The organism is Faecalibacterium sp. OF04-11AC (genome assembly GCF_003460645.1).
Lineage (GTDB): Bacteria > Bacillota > Clostridia > Oscillospirales > Ruminococcaceae > Faecalibacterium > Faecalibacterium prausnitzii_I.
Genome location: NZ_QTVP01000007.1, coordinates 77,582 through 95,481, shown reverse-complemented (window position 1 = coordinate 95,481; position 17,900 = coordinate 77,582). Strand labels below are relative to the sequence as shown.

Genomic DNA, 17,900 nt, shown 5'->3' with positions numbered 1-17,900 from the left:
AAGTATTCAGCTTCGGCAAAAGATATGTAAAACAGAGAAGCACCCGTATCAGCATTTATGCTGGCACGGGCGCAAATTATTTAAGGCATGCTTTACACCCCTGTTTCTTTCATTATATCAGAAACGGGGAGGTGACTTTGTGTTTTTTTGACAGGCTGAAGAAAGCTCCGGCGCTTTTGGCACCGGAGCCTTCCTTGAGTCTTACTTCGCTAGTACAACGGAAATTTTGATCTCCTTTTCCGTCTCGCTCAGGTCAAGAGCGCCGCCATCGGCGACGGTCACGTGCAGCTCATAGAGCGTACCGGCGGTAAGTTCCGTTACAGCCTTGCCGTCCTCGTCTGTGATCGACCACAGTGCAGGATCGACCTTTGCCAGCTTGCCGTCCACGCCATAGGCGTAGAGGGTCAGACCGGAGGTGCTTCCGGACAGGTCGTTCATGCGGAAGGCGATGGTGGTGTTGGGGTGGACGTTGCGGACGGTCACAGTGTTGCGCCAGCTTGCAACGGTGCCTTCGCCGCCGTCCTGCGCAAACTGTTCCTGCGAGAGGACATTTCTTGCTGCCTGATCAAGATCGACCTTGCGGTAGGGCATTTCGGGCAGATAAACGAAACGGTCCTGCAAACGAAGCAGTTCCAGATAGCCTGTCGGGCAGTAGAGCGCATTGCCGCTGTTGCCGGCATACATTCCAATGGCCATGTTGTTATAGCCGTACTTGTTGGAAACATCCATCGTGAAAACAGTCTCGCCGGTTTCAAAATCCAGAATGATGTACTGCCACATCCCGGTGGTCACATCCTGCACATAGCCGTAGATATAGCCCGTTGCGGTGGAGAGCTTGAAAATCGAGGTGTCGCTCAAGTCATTGCGGCACCAGACGCTTTTCATCTCATAGCCGGAATCGGTTTTGATGGTATCGACACGTTCGACGCCGGGCGCGATCATGCAGTTGCCCTTCGTCAGCCAGTTCATGTCATAGATGTTGGCGTAGCTCTGGATGGAGGAGTCGTTGTTGGGGTCCGCCAGACCTGCGTTGCCCGCGCCAAACCAGTTGCAGACGATGGTGCTGACGGTGCCATTGCCGTCGTCATAGACGATGGCAGAGTTCTCAACGGCTACCTGATAGCCCTCGGGCAGGTCATCCAGCACCGGGGCGCTTGCCACGACCTCGCCGGTCTTCATATCGAGCGCAAGAAGGTTCACGGGGTCCTGATTGTCGGTGAACAGCACAAGGTTCGGCGTCAGGGTGGGAGAGCAGCCGCCGCCCCAGGCAAGACCGCCGCCGGTGGTCTTATCGCCTTCGCCGCTCACCTTTGCACCCGCGCTCTCATAGGGCGTGCACCACACAACGTCTACGCCTTCTTCTGCACGCAGAAGATAGCAGTTCTGGTTGGTGAGGATCACCGCACCGTCCTTGGAGGCGGCGATGCCGTTCTCGGCACCCTCGCCGGGGGTCAGCTCGTAGACAAAGACAGCCTTTGAAAGGTCTGTCTGCTCGCCATTCAGGATCGCATCAATGGCAGAACGGGCAATATAGCCGATGACGCCTTGCTGCTGGCGCTGCGGATAAATGCGGAAGCCGCCCGTTGCAAACCAGAGGTTTCCGTCATAATCAAAGACCACGGACAAAAGATTCTGGGTCAGCTCCTTGCCAAGTGCAGCCTCGGCGGCAGCCTTGATGTCGATGTCCAGCACCTTTTCAAATTCGGGCAGCACGTTGCCGCTTTCGTCTGTTGCGCGGAGCATCAGCACATGATTGTTGCTCGTGGGGCAGACGATGCGGTTGGACGCGTCCATGAAAGTATAGGAGCTCTGGATAACGTAACCGCCGCCGTCATGCTTCTTTGGCGAGAAATAGCCGAGCGTTTTTGTTTCTTCGGCGTTCAGGTCGCGGATGGCGATGCCGCCCAGCAGCGGCACAACGGCATGGCCGTAGCTGTCAAAATAGATAGCGGGAGAAGCATTTGCATTCGTTGTCTCATAGGAAACGTTGATCTCAGGATAGATCGCAAGCGGCAGGATCTCATCCGTTGAATCTGTGTTGTAGCCGTCGTGATGAATGTTTGCATCGCTCTTGGCCATGTAGGGGTTTTCCTCCACCTGCTTGGGGTTCAAGGCCTTCACAGGCAGTGCCGCAGAGGTCGTCTCCGCAGCAGAGGGCTGCACCACGGCGGACGGTGCAGAGGGCTGAGAAGCGGCGACACTGTCTGCGGGCGTCTGCGTACCGCCGCAGGCGGCCATGGAAAGGCACAATGCTGCGGTCAGCGACAAGCTCAACGCAGAGTGGATGATCTTTCTCTTTTTCATAAGTCGTTCTCCTTGTTGTGTTCGTTGCGGTCAGGTCGGCGCTGCTCTGCCGGATTTTTTTGATCCAGCCAGATGCAAAAACCCTGCCGCAAAGCGGCTTCGGTCACTGGCTCCAGCAGAAAGTAGTCTGCGCGCAGCCGGAAGGCGTGGAGCGAAAAATTCAGGTCACTGCACCAGATAACGCGTGTTTGGGGACAAAGCGCGCGCAGATGCTCTACTGCATTCAATCCATCCACCCCCGGCAGGGCGATCAAGGCATTGGTCAGCGGCTCGTTGTGTGCGGCTTCAAAAAAGCTTTCCTGATCGTGGTAACAGTCCATTTGGGGAAATAAACAATGCTCGGCGCAGAACTGCAAGATCTGCTCTGCCCAAAAAGCTTCCTGCGCCCTGCTGTTTGTCAGCACGGCGATTCGATACACAGCGACCCTCCTTCCTTCTGCCGTTGTTGAGGTTCTCTGTCTCTAGTATACGGGCGGATACGGCTGTTTCAAGCTGTTTGGCACGAAAGCCCGGTTTCCGTCACGAAATCCCGTTTTCTGCTGCGACAGAACCGGGCAACTGTGCTATAATCAGGATGAAAGAGTTTATAAAGGAGGTTGGAAGCTATAACAATAGCTTCTTGGTACAGCATGAGATTTGCGATCGTCGATGACCTCGATGCGGAGCGCGCGCAACTGAAGGAGCGCCTGGTGCGGCAGCTGCGCGCGCGCGGCACAGAGGCGGAGCTTCTGGAATTTGACAGCGGAGAGGCTTTTCTGGCGGCAGAAAACGAGCAGCGTTTTACCGCCGCATTTTTGGATATTTATATGGATGGTTTAAGCGGCATGGACGCGGCAAAGGAACTTCGGAAAACAGACGCAGACTGTCTTCTGGTTTTTACCACCACCTCGACAGACCATGCACTCGAGGGGTTTCAGGTACGGGCATTTCATTATTTGGTCAAGCCCTTTTCAGAGGCCGAGTTGTCCGGTCTGTTGGATGAAATGCTCGCAAAACTCCCCCGCCCGGAGCCGGTTTTGACGGTGAAGGTGGATGGCAGCGACATCCATTTGTGCTATCGTGATATCATATCCGCCGAGCATTTCGCCCACATCATCAATATCCGCACCACTGCCGGCAAAACGCTTGCCATGCGCCAGAGTTTCAAGGCGTTCACAGAGCCGCTCAAAAAGGACCCGCGCTTTTTTGTTTGTGGCCGCGGTACGATCATCAATATGGAGAATGCTGCCGATTTTCAGGATGCCGCCTTCTGTATGACGGACGGCAGCCAGGTCTATGTCAGTCACGAGCTTTTGAAAGCCGCCCGACAGGCGTTTATGGAATTTCTGCTGCAAAGGGGGCGTGTGGGTTGAAGGATGTTCTGCGCCCGATCCTGGAGCTTACCGTTGTGTTTCCCGGCCTGCTGCTCGCGTATTTTCCGGTTCGCTCCTATCTGAAGCAGTCTTCCGCAAAGCTTGCGGTATGGGAGGTGCCGCTGCTGTTCGGGCTTTGCCTTGGCGGCGGGTTGTTTTGCTATCATTTCGGTCTCTCGACCGCGTTCCCCTTGCTGCTCATAACGATTGTGACAATTTTCCTGTATCTCAAAACGCTGCGGCTCTCTCTCTGGAAATCCGGGACCATCGCGCTGGCGGTCTGCGCGGTATTTGCGTGCCTGAATAGCTTGTCCCGCGCCGTTGGTACGGTAATCACGATCCGGCTGCAGCTGCCGCCGGACAAGCCGTGGTTCTGTTTTAGCGCCTGCATTTTTTATAACGTGATCTGCTGGCTGACCGCTGCCGCCGCCTATTATCCTTCTACCCACTCAGTGCGCGCAATGGTGGAGGATGACAATTTTGCGCAGACGTGGTATGTGTTCTGGGTACTGCCGCTGGTGTTCATCCTGCTGAACCTTTTTATAACCCCGCGCTACCAGATGACGCTCCGGACAGGGCGGGTCTTGCGGGTCTACATCGTTATGAGCATCGCGCTTTTATTTTTGATGTTCGTGTTCAATGCGATCTTTCTGCTGATGGCAACCAGCCTTAACCGGAATGCAAGATTGCAGCAGGAAAACCAGTTTCTTTCCATGCAGCAGCAGCGCTATCAAAGCCTGAAAGCCGCCATTGAAGAAGCCCGGCAGGCGCGGCACGATATGCGCCACCAGCTGAATCAGATCTCCGCACTGGCCGAGGCAGGAGATCTGGATAACCTGAAGGCTTACCTTGCAAAAACGGTCTCCCGGATCCCGGATCTGGATATGAATTTCTGCGAAAACCGTGCAGCGGACAGTGTTGTCGGCCATTATTGCGCCCTTGCAAAGCGTGAGGGTGTTCCCTTTTGTGCCAAACTCGACTTACCACAGGTGCTTCCTGTGGACGAGATCGATCTGTGTCTGGTGCTGTCGAATCTTCTGGAAAACGCATTCGAAGCCAGCCTTCGCACCGCTCCCGCCCGGCGGAAGATCGAGGTCACCGCGTATGTCCATGCCGAGCGGCTTCTTTTGGTCGAAGTGGAAAACGCATTTGACGGTGAAGTCAACGAAAAAAGCGGGCTCTTCCGCTCGTCCAAGCGAAAGGAAAACGGGATCGGCATCCAGTCTGTCCAGCATATTGCAGAAAAGACCGGCGGGGCAAGCACGTTTACCTATCAGAACGGTCTGTTCTGCGCAAAGGTCATGCTTCGTGGATAATTATGTCCAGCCTTTCCAAAACGGCACGACTACAAATTTCAGCAGTCTCGCTTCCGGAAATCCCTGTATGTACCGGATCGCCGTTTTTGCAAAGATGTTGGACGTTGTCGTGTTCCAATCTGCCAGTTTTACTATCTCGGCTGTGCCGTTCTCAAAGTCAAACCGCAGCTCGCCCCATTCGCCGTCGTTGTCCGCCTGATACAGGTAGACAGCGGCGGCTATTTTTTGTTCCTTTTGCGGCACTCGGTCTGTTTCAGCGTCACGGTATGGATCACACCGCTTTCCAGCAGCTTCAGCCGTACTGCGTGCCACGAGCTGTTTTTCGTTCAACAGCGGAACGGACACTGTACGCCCATCAACGTGGAGGGCGCACTCTACGAAAACATGGCAGGCATACAAATGCTATTTTGCTTTGCAAAATGCTTGTTGAGCTGTGCCCAAACCCCATTTGTTTTGCATCGTGCCGATGCAGGCTGCGCATTTGTTCCAAACACTTTTACGAAGGAGGCGTTTTTTGAGAAAACAGGACTTGAAACAGTCACCATCATTTTCGGCGGCTTTCCCTGCCAGCCCTTCTCCACCGCCGGAAAGCGGCGGGGCTTTGCGGATGAACACTACCTGTGGCCGGAGATGTGCCGCGTTATGTGGGCGACAATATGATGCTGCACTGCGGAGACCCGATCTTCTAGAAATCTCTAAATCCAGCGGAAGTTTGATTTGATAATACAGCGAAAATGAGGTATAATCCCTCTGTATTATTTTGTTTAGTCGCATAAACTGATTATACCACGAACGCCGAGCTTTTCGAAGCTCGGCGTTTTGTGTTGGATATATAAAATGAGCTGCCGCACGTTAGTGCGACAGCCCCTTTTTTCTTGGATGTGTTTTGAGACAGCCTCGACGGAGTGGACTTCCTGTCACAAATTTGATGATTGCTATAGGTCTAGAATTGGAAAATGAAAAGTCAGGGATCGATCCGTTTGCGAAGCAGGAAGTGAATCAGGAAAGGAATGATAATCACCGGGATGGCCATGTAGCCAAGCAGGCCGTACCCTTTGTTTACCAGAGGCAGCAGGCCAAATTGTGCAACACCGAAGCCCACAACGCAGAGGATCAAAGTAACGATTACCACTTTTTTTGTCGGTTTTCCATCTGGGTCAAAGTCTTTATCCAAGGCACTGCAAACACGAATGGTACCTGCTGAAACCATGTTCACTGCGGTGGAAACACTGCCCAGAATAATCAAAATAGATATGATCGGGGTCAGGATGCTGCCACCAACTCCATTTTGTACCAAAACCAGAATCGGTAAAGAAGATTCCGCATACTCAGGTAAATCTACAATTGCCAGCAGCCCCAGAACAGAGATGAAGATCATAGCACTGTTTACCAGAAAACCGATAACAAACGTAAACGCCGAATCTTTCTTATCCTCCAGAACACTTGCGTGCTGTGACAAAATTGCGACCGGAGGGGTGGACTGAGAAGTAGCGTACAGAAACATGCTGAAAAGAGCAGGACCGATCGGCGCCGGTTTCGCGGAAAGCGCTCCAATGTTGGATCGGACGCTATCCCACTGCGCGAGAATATTAGGGATGAACACTACCAAAAGCCCCACAACGATCATCACAGAGAGTGCGGTTGCGGTCTTTCTGACGATTGCCGTGCCATAAATGGATACTACAAAAATGAAGACGCCGATAATCAATGTGCAAAGCATATAGGGAATACCCAGCAGAGTGGATAAGGTTGAACCACCTGTTGCGTATGCCACAGCGGGGACCACCAGCAGAACAACGATGTAAATGATCTCATAGAGATTAGAAAACACAGGTGCGAACTTCCCGTAAATTCCATCGCAGAAATCACGGTAATTGTAGGTGTTATGCTTTTTGCAATAATAGACTGTATAGCCATTGTAAAAAGCATTAATAGCCTGTGCGATAATGCAGGTAATCAAGCACCAAATGCCGTAATTGATAAAGTAGCTTTTCAGCTGAGCGCCAGATGCAAAACCACCGCCGAACTGCGTGGTAAACCACACAAATGTGATCCCTAGCGCGGCAGAGAGCCGGTTGTTTTTCTTTTCCATGTCATCGCCAATGCCTTTCCTTTATAAAATTACTCGATGGTAAATTTCTCGCAGTGCGTCAGGGCATATTCAGAATACTCGTTGCCGTTGCCGGGCAGGTTGGGGACTTCAAACTTGCCGTCAACCGGCTGATAGTCAAACTTGCACAGCCGGCGGTTATAGTCATAGCGGTTGAAAACATGGTGCTCATGAATGACAAAGTTGGGGATCACAGATTCAATTTGAACCGCAGGGGCCGTGCACAGGGGGCTGGAGCAGACATGGACCTGAACGCCAATGTCATAGGTATGAGCCATGTCGCAAATCTTCTTCAGCTCGGTGATGCCTCCGCAGGTGCCAATGTCAGGCTGGATCATCTGTAGCGTCTGATCCTCGAAGTAAGGCGCGTACTGCCAACGAGTATAGATGCGCTCGCCGCTGGCAATGGGGATATTCAACTTGTCGTGAACCAACTTCGCGGTTTTGGGATTGGGGGTATTGGGCTCCTCAAAGCAGAAGATATTATACTTTTCCATGCGGCGGCCCAGCTGAATCGCGGACTGGCTGTCAAGGAAGGAGTGATTCTCCATAATGATATCCACTTTGGGCCCGATGGCCTCGCGGACGGCAGCGACGCGCTCTTCAACCAGATCCACATAATAGGGCTTCATCAATCCGGTGCGCTGCTCCTCGCTGAAGGTCGATCCATCTTTATCGAAGGTAAAGAAGTCAACCTTGATGGCGTCATAACCCTCCGCGACAGCTTTCTTTGCATTCTCGACATACGCTTCGGTGGAGTAAGCAGGAATGATGTGGTCATCCCAACCGAACTGAAGCTGACTGGCATAGGTGCGCAGATGATCACGACGCTTGCCCCCCAGCAAAACGTGCAAAGGCGCGTTCAGGGCCTTACCACGGATATCCCAAAGGGCCATATCCAGTGCGGACAGGCCCGCAAAGAACACCGGGCCACCGTTCTGACCCCAGAAGGTCTGTTTATAGATGCGTTCCCAGACGACCTCGTTCTTCATGGGATCCATGCCGATGATCAGGTTGCCCAGATCCCGGATCATGCCGAACGCGCCGTGGCAGCCGGCGCCATAGGCCATCGCAGCCTCTCCGTCACCATAAATGCCTTCATCCGTGTAGACACGGCAGCCAACGGGGTTCCACGCGGGATTATCCCAGCTCACAGGAGCGCCGGTTTTTCCGCGGGCATTACTGCTTTCAATGGGGTGGAAGAGCATAACGTCAATTTTTGTGATTTTCATTTGCTTTTTTCTCCTTTTCATTTTATAATGTGTTTGGTTGATAGCCACGCCGGTTGGATTGAGCGATTGGGTTATCGGATAATCCAATTATAGTAGTCCCAATATTGCTTGTCAATGTACGAAACTATCAAACATTCCACGGGCGTTTTGTGCAATATTAACAGAGGCATAGGCATCTTTATAAATAGAGCTTGTAGAACAGGACGATGACTTGAAACGAAAGAGCCTGTTTAAAATTGCCCGGCACGTCCACCGGTGGAATTTTTTCGCTTCACTGATTTTCCTCACCTTACACAAAGGGTGCTTTGTCAAATATTATTTAAGAAACAGGAGTATCTACAATGGTGCCTTTAGAAGAAAAGACCATCATTCAACGCACATCTGTAAATGATCAGCTCGTTCAATATATGCAGGACGCGATTTTGGGCGGTAAATGGAAACTGAATGAAAAAATTCCCTCTGAGGCAGATCTGGCCGAGTATTTTAAAGTCAGCAAGTTGACTGTCCGCGTTGCCCTCCAGCAGTTGATTGGCATGGGAATACTGGAGAAGCGTGTTGGTGATGGCACCTATGTTCGAAAATTTAATTTTAATGATTACATTCAAAAGGGCGTTAATTACTATATGCATCCCGAGTTGTTGGATCAGGTCTGTGATTTCCGTCGAGGAGTTGAATTGAAATGTTGTGAGCTTGCTATTCAAAATGCTTCAGAGGTTGAGTTTGCGAGCCTTCAGGAATTTAGCTCTAATTTTACAAAACTCGTTCTCAGTCTTCCCCACGACAGTGATATGAATCTTCCGGAAGACTTATTCAATCAGATCGCCGATGCTGATATGATGTTTCATCGCCAAATCTGTGTAATGTCACATAATGAACTATTATTAAACGCATTTGATATGGCAAGAGTTCCCATTAGAGAGTATCTTAAAATTGTATTCAAACAGCGTATTCAAGCCAGGATGTATACTCAAAAAGATATTACCCAAATCAGAGATGTTCATCTGGATATATATCAGGCTTTGTTTCATCATGATTATGAAACCTGTGCTCGTTGCTATATTGAAATGATTGATCGAAAAATCGAACTATAAGCAGCTCTGCCTATGACGGAGGATCATTCCATAACGGCTTTGATGGCGCAATCATACCCCAAGGTTTTGTCGCTTACTTTGTCTCTGGTGGCGATATGCGCGCCATCCTTTCCACCTTTTTCATCGTGCTTGCGATGATCTGTGAACGCCGCCCGCGAGCTCATAATTCGACGGTTTTCTCTGTCATTGCCTTGAAAAACAAGTCCGAGGATGCGGGCAGCGTTCAGTATACCGAATCTTGGCGTTACACTCATTTTGCCTTTCGATGAACTCCGAATAGCGGCTCTCATAGAACTGCCATTCCACATCCGAGAAAGTCGCCCCCAGATCGTCCGGGTCTTGTGGGTCGAGAGCCGAACGGAAACCGTGGAAGCAGTCCCAGTAGATGTTGCCTTTGGCTCGTTCCGGGTCGATGTGCTCACTGTTGGCAAGGTTGAAACTCCGGTCATTGTGCTTGGGGTTATAGGTGCCGTGGGTCCCGGCTCGTCCGTTGTGTCGTGTCAGTTTCAGATAGACATCCCTCCGTTTCGACTTCTTGGCGTGGGAGAACGCAGCAGCGGAGCTGCTGGATCTGCCGCCGTTTTGCGCCAGATAATACCCAGTAGGATATGACGCAGAGCATCATATCACTGGGCAAGGCGTTCCCCCTTGACCCCCTTCAACGGGCCATTTTGGCCCGCTGATTCCGTTACGGATAGAATCAGGTTGTCATCTCGGCAACCTGATTTTCAACAGACCTTGCAGCGTTACGGAAAACGATGTGCTCATTTTGACCACTTGGTTTTCCGTAACAGGTCGATGAATTTCCGTTCCCGCATTCGGGAGGAGATTGAGTTTCATTTGGCAGATGCGTTACGCTTAACCAAGTGCTCATTTTGAGCACTTGCAGCATCCGTAACACGTTTTCGATAGTCTTTTTGCCGACAGGCATTGCTGCAATAACGGGCACCTGCGCGTTTGGGCGTGAATTTTTCGCCGCAGCACTGGCAGACTAAATCTTGACGGCGTATTTGGCGGTATTCCCGCTGCCGCCGATTGTTGGCCTGATTGCCGCACCAGTAGCTGTGACAGTATTTCTTGGTGTAGATGGTGGTGTAGAACACCCGACCGCAGCCGCCGCAGATAAGTTTGCGGATAGCGTATCCTCCGGTGGTAAAACCCGTTTCCTCATACGATTCTTTCAAATAATCCTGATTGTTCTGCTCCCATTCTTCGTTTGTCACATACATGGAGAGGACCCTCCTTTCACTGGCGTTACAGAAAATCAATGTGGTCAATTTGACCACGTTGTTTTCTGGTAACTGAAGAATCAACGTTTAGCCGTTCTCTCTGCATGGATTTCCTGCCCCCTTCCGGCGGCGTTTTCCGGCTTTCCCACTTGGGGGTCATCGCCGGGTATCCCATGCAGACGGTCATGCGGTTGTCAAGGTTCGGTGCCAGATTTGGCAATAAAAAATCGCCACACAACAACCTGAACCTGACCATCCCTTCCGGGGTGGCCTTGGTTCGGGTTCGTTATATAGCGATAAGAAAGTCAAAAACTTGCTCCGGCTCCTTCGGGAGCCGAGCTGGAACTCTAAGTAAATATGTTATATTAAATTGTTGGAATAGATTACCACAAAAAACGAGCTTTGTCAATAAAAAAATCCGAGAATACGTTGCTTTCGGCAGAATGCAAGAAAATGTATCAAAAACTTTGGCAAAAAGAGAGAGGGCTGGACGGTGCCAGTCCTCTTATGGGTCACAATTGCGCTATAATAGCGCCAATATCTGCATGAATGCAGACAGACTGCCGCTCGATCTCCGGCGGGCAAATGGCCTGCCCCTGATTGATGCAGACGTAGAATGCGTTTGGATTTTTAGCGGTCATCCGCCAGAACGGATACTTGATGATGACCGGAGTATTGTAGCCAACACCAAATTCCAGAAAGAGGATACGCTGTCCCTCGTGGCGGCGCAGAAATTCGCTGTACCAATCGGCAGCAGTGTGCCAACCCACGTCCTCCACAAAGGTATCGTCTGCACGAAGGTTCATGCGCATGGGTCTGCCGCAGTGCGGGCAGTGGGGAACAAGCTCGGACGGGATATAAGTTTTCAGGATGGTATTCTCCGGTACGGTCAGCTGACCATCCGGTGCAATGATATACCCCTGCGCTTCCACCATCTGCCGGATAAGCTTGTCGTTGTCATACGTTTCCTGACAGCATGGTTCACTGCACTGGAACAGACCGTAATCACCCTGTGTATAGAACAACCGTTTTTTGTCGAACCCTGCTTTCTGGAAGCAGTGGTCTACGTTGGTGGTCAGCACAAAGTAGTCCTTGTCTTTCACAAGGGAAAACAAGTCTTGATACACCGGCTTGGGCGCATCCTGATAGCGATTGATGTAAATATAGCGGCTCCAGTATGCCCAGTATTCCTCCATGGAGGGGTAGGGGTAAAAGCCGCCGGAGTACATATCCGTAAAGCCGTACTTGCTGGCAAAATCGGAGAAATATTCCCGGAACCGCTCCCCGCTGTAAACAAAACCTGCCGAGGCAGAAAGCCCTGCACCTGCACCGATGACCACTGCATCGGCATGGCTCAGAACCTGCCGCAGCGTATCAATCGGTCCGGAGCAATCGTTCGTAGATTTTTTTGTCCATATCTTTGAAAACATTGAAGATCACCTTCTTCACACTGGTTTGCTTTTTGAGAAATTCTTTGACGGTCTGCACCGCAAGCTCTGCTGCAAGCTGGTTTGGAAAGTGAAACTCTCCCGTGGAAATGCAGCAGAACGCCACGCTTTCCAGCCCGTTCTCTGCCGCCAGCTCCAGACAGGAGCGGTAGCACGAGGACAGCAGTTCCTTGTCTGCTTTTGTCACTTGCCCGTTGATGATCGGGCCAACCGTGTGCAGCACATAGCGGCAGGGCAGATCAAATGCGGTCGTGATCTTTGCCTGTCCGGTGGGTTCCGGGTGTCCCTGCCTGTCCATGATCTCCGCACAGGCAAGACGCAGCTGCACCCCGGCATAGGTGTGGATGGCGTTGTCGATACAGCGTGGTTCGGGCAGTAGCAGCCGGTCATGCCGCTGTTGGCGGCGTTGACGATGGCATCACATTTCAGGGTGGTAATGTCCCCCTGCCAGAGGTACAGCCCCGGCTGCAGGAGCGTCAGGTCAGCCGCATCGGTGATGCCTTTTGCGGCAGTTTCCTCTTGCAGGTACGCATCCTGTATTTGCAGAAAGTCTGTGCCGATACGCCGTGGTTCACGGATATTCAGCAAGCCCCGCAGAAGCTGTCGCTGGCTGTCTGCGTCTGCCGGTATCCGCAGTCCCTGATACTCCGGGTTTTCTTTCAAAAGCATCCGAATGAGCTCATTCGCCGCTCACTCTGGTTCATGGTGTTCGCCTGCCTTTCAAAACCTTTCTATAAAACGCAGCAGTCTACCCGTTCAGAAGACTGCTGCGCTGTTTTTTCAGATCAGAACTCGTAGGGAGGGTTGCCGGAGAAGTCTGCAATGATGCCGTGGGCATCCTCCAGATAGAACACCTCAAAGATGGGGTTGGTGGCCTCGCCGTACTGGCTCTTCACGATGGGGTTTGCGATGCACATCTCCTTGGCGGTCATGTTGTTTTCAAACACAGCCTTGCCATGCAGACGGAGCCATGCGTACTCCGGGCTGGAAACGGAGATCTCGATGTTGGGGTTTGCCTGCAGGTCCTTGTAAACATCCTTCTGGTTGTTGGTGCAGAACCACAGCTTGCCGTCCAGCTCGCCAGCAAACATGAAGGGACGGCACTTGGCCTTGCCGTCACGGCCTACGGTGGCCAGATACTGCACCGGGTTTGCGTTCAGAAATTCTACGACTTTATTCATGAGATGTACCTCCATACATGGTTTTTCTTGACAGCTTTATTGTAATGCGCTTTGTGCGGTTTGAGAAGTACGCACAAGATTGTGGCATCGTTACCTGCCGGTAACCATCAGAACTTGCCGTTCTGATTTTGCCAAGTGGACTGGTCTGCGATGGTCTCCATCACATCCCAATGCTCGGCAATCTTGCCGTTCTCCACACGCCACAGGTCATAGTAAGCGGTGGGAACATCGCCATAGGTGCCCTCGCTGACAGCCAGCACATAGTTGCCCTCGGCCAGCACTTGATGGGTGGTGGTGTAGACCATCTGGATGTTCTGCTTTGCAAGGGCACCCAGAGCGTCCGTCAGACCGGAAACGCCATCCGCAATGTTGGAGCTGTGCTGAATGTAGTTGTCACCGTCAAAGTAATCGGCCATCTTGTCGAGGTTGTGTCCCTGCATGACATCGTACAGGAAGTTGTTCACCAGTTCCCAGTTCTCCTCGGTCTTGTCCAGATCGGTCACCTCCATGGTGCCATCCGTCTGGGTATGACCGGAAGGATTGGCGGCGGTCAGAGAAGCGAGGTTGTCCCAGTGCTCGGCGATCTTGCCGTTTTCATCAAAGCGGAAGATGTCGAAAGCCACCTGCTCACCAGCACCGGCAAAATTGTAGATGGTCTGAAGGAAAACCTTGTCGCCATCCTCAAATACACGGATGTTCTGCACCGTGGTCTTGACCGGAGCCGAAGCCAGATACTCCACCGAGCCAACGAAAGCGTCAGCACCCGTGCCATAAGCCAGATTGTGCTGGATGTAACCGTCTGCCAGTAGGCTGCGGGCGGTCTTGGTGTCGCCCGTTGCAAAGGTGTTGATGAGAGCCAGTGCCTTTTCGGTCTGGCTCTGCTCGGCCTGCTGGGACTGGCAGAACAGATTCTTCCAGCTGAATTCCTTCAGGAAGTCCAGCGGGGAGGCTGCACTGGCCGAACCAGCCAGAATCGTGGCAGCGAGGGTGAGAGAGGCGGCACTTGCAATCAACTTTTTCATAATGGGTTCTCCTTTAGATATTGCGATGAGGTGTTGATTTCTTTGGAACTTTCGTCCCTGTGATTGCATGATACCACGCCTGTGTCGATTGTGGAAGTACGCACAATATTGTGGTGTAGTTACCGGAAAGATACCATTGCGATGCTGCTTGCTTTTTTTGCGGTTGAAAGCTATAATGATGCCATAAAGCGGTTTGTGGTATCCGTGCATTTGGCACGATGATCACTTGAAATTCCCTTGGAGGTAATTATGGAAAAGGAAATCCTCAAAGAACTCCCGGCCTGTCCGGTAGAGACCACCCTGACCCTCATCAGCGATAAATGGAAGGTGCTGATCCTCCGGGATTTGATGCCGGGCACAAAGCGTTTTGGAGAACTGAAAAAGTCCATCGGTCATGTGACCCAGAAGGTTTTGACCGCTCAGCTGCGGCAGATGGAGGAAAGCGGGTTGCTGACCCGGAAGGTCTACGCTGAAGTGCCATCCCGGGTGGAATATACTCTGACGGAATTGGGATATAGTTTGAAACCGGTTCTGGATGCCATGTGGGCATGGGGCGAAGGGTATAAAAGCAGGCTGGAAGGGAAGGCGGAATAAGCGTATTTGCTTGCGCAGTTGTGATATGCATAAAACAGAAACAACTGCTGACCCGTATCAAAAGCAATACGGATCAGCAGTTGTTTGGTTCATTAGACTTAATCTTTTGGTCTGCCATGCTCACATCCCAGTGACAGATAGTGCTCAATCTCCCCACTCAGCACAAGCTGTGTGTATTCCAGAGGTTTGTTGTACCGCAGCCAGTCCAGCTCTGACCGCTGTGCCGGGGTGTTGCCGTACTCGTCCTCGATGGCGCTGCAGTCGATGGCAACAGCAGAGCCGTTTGCGAACCGGGCTTCTACCCGGTTGGTGTCCATATTGTAGCGGCAGGAAAGCAGTTTGTTCATAAGATATCCTCCATGTTTTTCACATTTGCTTCTCTTTCGGTGAAAAGTTCCGGCTGTCCGTTTGCAAATACATAAATCCACTTTCTGATGCAGCCCTTTATAGTTCTACATCCATCCACCACACGCCCGATTCTTACACCAAAACTAGAACAACGCTCTTTTTGCTCTGCACAAAATCATACATCGTTTGGCGTAAAATTGGCGTATGACGTGAAAATCGCTGGAAATTATCGCAAACAAAAAGCCTGAAACTTCTCGTAGCATCAAGAAGTTTCAGGCTTTATTGGTTGCAAATTGGAAATTTACTGCTCAATCGGCTTCATCGTGGGGATGTGGCAAGAACTGGCTCTGTTATCGTCCGTCAGACTCCAACAACGTCCACGAAGTAAACCCTCTTTTCAATGAACCCTCCAACAAGCTCCAACAGCGTCCACGAAAGTTGTGTACAGTTTTGGTCACAGCCCTTTTTTGACGGAGCCTGACGGAAACCGCGATAACCGCTGTTGTTCTCTGTTAATCCATTATAAACGAGATGTGCTTCTTTGTCCAGCAGAGAGGAACATTTCTGTTATTTTGAATCTATGCCTTACCGCACAAGCAATGCGCTTTGCAGAGAGGTCATGGATTCTTTCTTTTTCTCTTGGGTTGCTTCTGCGTATACATCCATTGTGGTGGAAATATCCGCATGACCCATGATTTCCTGAATGACCTTCAGGTTGGTTTCGTTCTCGCAGAATCGAGTGCAGAATGTGTGCCGCAGGATATGGCAGCTAAACTTTGGCAGAAGAACCGGGTCACGATTTTCTTCCTTCGCCTTGGATTCTTCTTCCTTATTATAGTCTGCACAAATCGAGCGGATAGTGCGGTTGATGGCATTGGGGAGATAAACCTTTCCTTCGCCAGTGCAGAAAACAAAGCCGGAGTACCCATCAATTTCATCGGTGCAGAAACCAATGACCTTTTGATACTGGTATTCTTCCAGAAAGGCATCGAACACTTCATCAATCATTGGAATAATGCGGATGCCAGCTTTCGTTTTGGGCGAGTTTACATGGTTGGTGCAAGTGCCATCTTCCTGCACACGATAAACAAGATTGTGGTTGATGCTGATCGTGCGGTTCTTGAAATCAACATCCTGCCACCGCAGACCTAACACCTCGCCAATGCGACAGCCAGTACCAAGCATTACGGTAAACAACGGGAACCATCCGCGATACTCTTCGCTATTGGCGATGTAATTGGTAAACGCACGCTGTTCGGCAACAGTCAGAGCATGACGCTTTGTCTTTTCCCAGCAGTGGCTCTTCTTAATTTCAGCCATAACGCCCTCCGTGGGATTCAAGCGCAGCAGTCCATCGCGGACAGCCATTGTAAAGGTTGGATGCAAAAGTGTATGTATGATTTCCATACTGTTGGGCTTGAATCCTTTTTCTAAAATCAGTGAGTAATAGAATTTCTTAATATCGCTGTACTTGATTTTGCTGATACGAAGTTTTCCAAAACCATCCCGAACATAATGGTTATACATATATTTATAGTTCGTCATGGTGGACTGCTTCAGATCATACTTTTGAGAAATGTATTCGTCAAACAGTTCGTTCAGCGTGATACGCTCGGCACGATCAGGGTCAAGGCCATCCTCGATTGCTCTGCGGATTTTTACTTCCTTTTTTCTAAGTTCGCTCAACTCCTTTGCATATACCGATCTGTGTTCGCCACGGAGCGTAGTGTAGCGGAACACATAACGGCCATCCTTTCGCTGCGATTCACCCTTCTTCAGGGAGTAACCACGAGAATCTTTTCTTGTTGCCATTCTTCTCACCTCGTAAAATTCGATTTAAGGAGAACAGTCATATCCTGATGACGGTCTATGTAGTACGTTACGTCCGTCCTGCTTTAAGGATACACAAGTTGCTCCTGTCCTGCAACGATGCCGCAAAAGTAATTTTATTGAGTGGTTCTCCAATATGTAATACTCCGAAGAGCGGAGTATGCTGTTTCACATTCTAAAGGTATCCAAATATTCTTCAAAGATTTCCAGATTCACAAGGACAACGCGCCGGATTTTGTAAATCGCACCGGCTTCTTTAGCAAGTTCCTCAAATGTATGCAGTCCCATTGAGTACAGCTCGGCACCTTCTTGATAGCGGACGAATTTTTTCTTGCCAGCCTTTACCATAGGCTCCAGCTCTCTGACTTCGGTTCGTGCAAATGCCATATATCTACCTCTTTTCAGTTTCTGTTCTTTTCATCTCCAATTCGTACTTATCGAAAGCGGCTATCCTATTTGTTTATTCCAAGACTTTTCAGAAGAGCTTCCTCAATTTGCTTCATTTCCCATTCGCTTGTCAGCCCCATGAAATTGTTGATACGTTCTTTATCTATCGTGAAAATCTGTTCCAACAGCACGACAGATGGTCGGCTGAAAGCGGGGTTTTTGTCAATAAGAACGTGCGTTGGCTGATTAGGCTTTTTGGAAATACGTGAGGTCACAGCAGCTACAATTACAGTCGGAGCGAACTTGTTTCCAACATCATTTTGAATAATGATGACAGGACGCTTTCCACCTTGCTCTGAGCCGTAATGTGGATCAAGGTCAGCAAAATAAATCTCGCCACGTCGAAAGCCAAAATTCTTAGTCACATAAACGATAGCGGTCAACCCCCTTTTCGCT

The 17,900-nt window shown here is 50.7% G+C and carries 20 protein-coding genes and 1 pseudogene; 6 read left to right on the top strand and 15 right to left on the bottom strand.

Annotated features, from left to right (window positions below; all coding sequences use genetic code 11):
* Positions 1–201: 201 nt before the first annotated feature.
* A complete protein-coding gene (locus tag DXA70_RS05450) occupies positions 202–2,304 on the bottom strand; it encodes a hypothetical protein (RefSeq protein WP_128117828.1) in 2,103 nt (700 codons plus the stop codon).
* Entirely contained in the window at positions 2,301–2,723 is a 423-nt protein-coding gene (locus tag DXA70_RS05445; protein ID WP_128117827.1) for a response regulator, read from the bottom strand. The genes DXA70_RS05450 and DXA70_RS05445 overlap by 4 nt, the downstream gene beginning before the upstream one ends.
* A gap of 177 nt (positions 2,724–2,900) precedes the next feature.
* Here DXA70_RS05445 and DXA70_RS05440 point away from each other — a divergent pair, with 177 nt between their 5' ends.
* Both DXA70_RS05440 and DXA70_RS05435 read left to right on the top strand, forming a co-directional pair.
* Positions 2,901–3,656, top strand: coding sequence for a LytTR family DNA-binding domain-containing protein (locus DXA70_RS05440; RefSeq protein WP_347553497.1), 756 nt, complete (start codon positions 2,901–2,903; stop codon positions 3,654–3,656).
* Positions 3,653–4,972 (top strand): sensor histidine kinase, encoded by a 1,320-nt coding sequence (locus DXA70_RS05435; protein ID WP_128117826.1) that lies wholly within the window; start codon positions 3,653–3,655, stop codon positions 4,970–4,972. Before DXA70_RS05440 ends, DXA70_RS05435 begins: the two co-directional genes overlap by 4 nt.
* Here the strand turns inward: DXA70_RS05435 and DXA70_RS05430 are convergent, their stop codons facing one another.
* Complete coding sequence (locus DXA70_RS05430) at positions 4,973–5,317, bottom strand: hypothetical protein (protein ID WP_243001121.1); 345 nt, start codon at positions 5,315–5,317, stop codon at positions 4,973–4,975.
* A 147-nt stretch (positions 5,318–5,464) separates the two neighbouring features.
* Between DXA70_RS05430 and DXA70_RS05425 the strand changes: the two are divergent.
* Positions 5,465–5,617: pseudogene (locus tag DXA70_RS05425) on the top strand (DNA cytosine methyltransferase); the annotation flags it as partial.
* Between the two features lie 319 nt (positions 5,618–5,936).
* Here the strand turns inward: DXA70_RS05425 and DXA70_RS05420 are convergent.
* Both DXA70_RS05420 and DXA70_RS05415 read right to left on the bottom strand, forming a co-directional pair.
* On the bottom strand, positions 5,937–7,064 hold the full coding sequence (locus DXA70_RS05420) for a hypothetical protein (protein ID WP_128117825.1): 1,128 nt from the start codon (positions 7,062–7,064) through the stop codon (positions 5,937–5,939).
* A 29-nt stretch (positions 7,065–7,093) separates the two neighbouring features.
* Positions 7,094–8,314 carry a mandelate racemase/muconate lactonizing enzyme family protein gene (locus tag DXA70_RS05415; protein ID WP_128117824.1) on the bottom strand — a complete coding sequence of 407 codons (1,221 nt, stop codon included), beginning with the start codon at positions 8,312–8,314 and terminating at the stop codon, positions 7,094–7,096.
* Positions 8,315–8,655: 341 nt separating this feature from the next.
* On the opposite strand from DXA70_RS05415, the gene DXA70_RS05410 reads away from it, so the two are divergent.
* The gene (locus DXA70_RS05410) at positions 8,656–9,405 is read left to right on the top strand and encodes a GntR family transcriptional regulator (protein WP_128117823.1); all 750 of its coding nucleotides are present in this window, start codon (positions 8,656–8,658) and stop codon (positions 9,403–9,405) included.
* 23 nt (positions 9,406–9,428) lie between these two features.
* On the opposite strand, the gene DXA70_RS13585 is transcribed toward DXA70_RS05410, so the two are convergent.
* From DXA70_RS13585 to DXA70_RS15340, 4 genes are all read right to left on the bottom strand, one after another.
* Positions 9,429–9,695, bottom strand: coding sequence for a hypothetical protein (locus DXA70_RS13585; RefSeq protein WP_158565135.1), 267 nt, complete (start codon positions 9,693–9,695; stop codon positions 9,429–9,431).
* A 546-nt stretch (positions 9,696–10,241) separates the two neighbouring features.
* Positions 10,242–10,634 carry a hypothetical protein gene (locus DXA70_RS05400; RefSeq protein WP_243001119.1) on the bottom strand — a complete coding sequence of 131 codons (393 nt, stop codon included), beginning with the start codon at positions 10,632–10,634 and terminating at the stop codon, positions 10,242–10,244.
* A gap of 512 nt (positions 10,635–11,146) precedes the next feature.
* On the bottom strand, positions 11,147–12,064 hold the full coding sequence (locus DXA70_RS05395) for a Sir2 silent information regulator family NAD-dependent deacetylase (protein WP_128117822.1): 918 nt from the start codon (positions 12,062–12,064) through the stop codon (positions 11,147–11,149).
* On the bottom strand, positions 12,009–12,410 hold the full coding sequence (locus DXA70_RS15340) for a macro domain-containing protein (RefSeq protein WP_347553496.1): 402 nt from the start codon (positions 12,408–12,410) through the stop codon (positions 12,009–12,011). The genes DXA70_RS05395 and DXA70_RS15340 overlap by 56 nt, the downstream gene beginning before the upstream one ends.
* A gap of 35 nt (positions 12,411–12,445) precedes the next feature.
* Here DXA70_RS15340 and DXA70_RS15335 point away from each other — a divergent pair, with 35 nt between their 5' ends.
* A complete protein-coding gene (locus DXA70_RS15335; protein WP_347553495.1) occupies positions 12,446–12,880 on the top strand; it encodes a hypothetical protein in 435 nt (144 codons plus the stop codon).
* Here DXA70_RS15335 and DXA70_RS05385 read toward each other — a convergent pair.
* Together DXA70_RS05385 and DXA70_RS05380 are read right to left on the bottom strand one after the other, a co-directional pair.
* Complete coding sequence (locus tag DXA70_RS05385; RefSeq protein WP_128117821.1) at positions 12,868–13,263, bottom strand: pyridoxamine 5'-phosphate oxidase family protein; 396 nt, start codon at positions 13,261–13,263, stop codon at positions 12,868–12,870. The genes DXA70_RS15335 and DXA70_RS05385 overlap by 13 nt on opposite strands.
* 107 nt (positions 13,264–13,370) lie before the next feature.
* Positions 13,371–14,285 (bottom strand): nuclear transport factor 2 family protein, encoded by a 915-nt coding sequence (locus DXA70_RS05380; RefSeq protein WP_128117820.1) that lies wholly within the window; start codon positions 14,283–14,285, stop codon positions 13,371–13,373.
* 249 nt (positions 14,286–14,534) lie between these two features.
* Here DXA70_RS05380 and DXA70_RS05375 point away from each other — a divergent pair, with 249 nt between their 5' ends.
* Positions 14,535–14,879 carry a helix-turn-helix domain-containing protein gene (locus DXA70_RS05375; protein WP_128117819.1) on the top strand — a complete coding sequence of 115 codons (345 nt, stop codon included), beginning with the start codon at positions 14,535–14,537 and terminating at the stop codon, positions 14,877–14,879.
* Between the two features lie 98 nt (positions 14,880–14,977).
* Here DXA70_RS05375 and DXA70_RS05370 read toward each other — a convergent pair whose 3' ends face one another.
* From DXA70_RS05370 to DXA70_RS05355, 4 genes are all read right to left on the bottom strand, one after another.
* Positions 14,978–15,226, bottom strand: a complete 249-nt coding sequence (locus DXA70_RS05370; protein WP_128117818.1) for a DUF6061 family protein — start codon at positions 15,224–15,226, stop codon at positions 14,978–14,980.
* Between the two features lie 586 nt (positions 15,227–15,812).
* Positions 15,813–17,039 (bottom strand): tyrosine-type recombinase/integrase, encoded by a 1,227-nt coding sequence (locus DXA70_RS05365; protein ID WP_128117817.1) that lies wholly within the window; start codon positions 17,037–17,039, stop codon positions 15,813–15,815.
* Positions 17,040–17,225: 186 nt separating this feature from the next.
* Complete coding sequence (locus DXA70_RS05360) at positions 17,226–17,444, bottom strand: DUF6462 family protein (RefSeq protein WP_117949737.1); 219 nt, start codon at positions 17,442–17,444, stop codon at positions 17,226–17,228.
* A 65-nt stretch (positions 17,445–17,509) separates the two neighbouring features.
* Positions 17,510–17,869: a type II toxin-antitoxin system PemK/MazF family toxin gene (locus tag DXA70_RS05355; protein WP_055190238.1), complete on the bottom strand. Its 360-nt coding sequence runs from the start codon at positions 17,867–17,869 to the stop codon at positions 17,510–17,512.
* Positions 17,870–17,900 lie beyond the last annotated feature (31 nt).

Bases quoted from the DNA above. Each gene is read 5' to 3' on its own strand.
- DXA70_RS05450 (WP_128117828.1), bottom strand. From the start codon at position 2,304: ATGAAAAAGAGAAAGATCATCCACTCTGCGTTGAGCTTGTCGCTGACC.
- DXA70_RS05420 (WP_128117825.1), bottom strand. From the start codon at position 7,064: ATGGAAAAGAAAAACAACCGGCTCTCTGCCGCGCTAGGGATCACATTT.
- DXA70_RS05415 (WP_128117824.1), bottom strand. From the start codon at position 8,314: ATGAAAATCACAAAAATTGACGTTATGCTCTTCCACCCCATTGAAAGC.
- DXA70_RS05410 (WP_128117823.1), top strand. From the start codon at position 8,656: ATGGTGCCTTTAGAAGAAAAGACCATCATTCAACGCACATCTGTAAAT.
- DXA70_RS13585 (WP_158565135.1), bottom strand. From the start codon at position 9,695: ATGAGAGCCGCTATTCGGAGTTCATCGAAAGGCAAAATGAGTGTAACG.
- DXA70_RS05400 (WP_243001119.1), bottom strand. From the start codon at position 10,634: ATGTATGTGACAAACGAAGAATGGGAGCAGAACAATCAGGATTATTTG.
- DXA70_RS05395 (WP_128117822.1), bottom strand. From the start codon at position 12,064: ATGTTTTCAAAGATATGGACAAAAAAATCTACGAACGATTGCTCCGGA.
- DXA70_RS05385 (WP_128117821.1), bottom strand. From the start codon at position 13,263: ATGAATAAAGTCGTAGAATTTCTGAACGCAAACCCGGTGCAGTATCTG.
- DXA70_RS05380 (WP_128117820.1), bottom strand. From the start codon at position 14,285: ATGAAAAAGTTGATTGCAAGTGCCGCCTCTCTCACCCTCGCTGCCACG.
- DXA70_RS05375 (WP_128117819.1), top strand. From the start codon at position 14,535: ATGGAAAAGGAAATCCTCAAAGAACTCCCGGCCTGTCCGGTAGAGACC.
- DXA70_RS05370 (WP_128117818.1), bottom strand. From the start codon at position 15,226: ATGAACAAACTGCTTTCCTGCCGCTACAATATGGACACCAACCGGGTA.
- DXA70_RS05365 (WP_128117817.1), bottom strand. From the start codon at position 17,039: ATGGCAACAAGAAAAGATTCTCGTGGTTACTCCCTGAAGAAGGGTGAA.
- DXA70_RS05360 (WP_117949737.1), bottom strand. From the start codon at position 17,444: ATGGCATTTGCACGAACCGAAGTCAGAGAGCTGGAGCCTATGGTAAAG.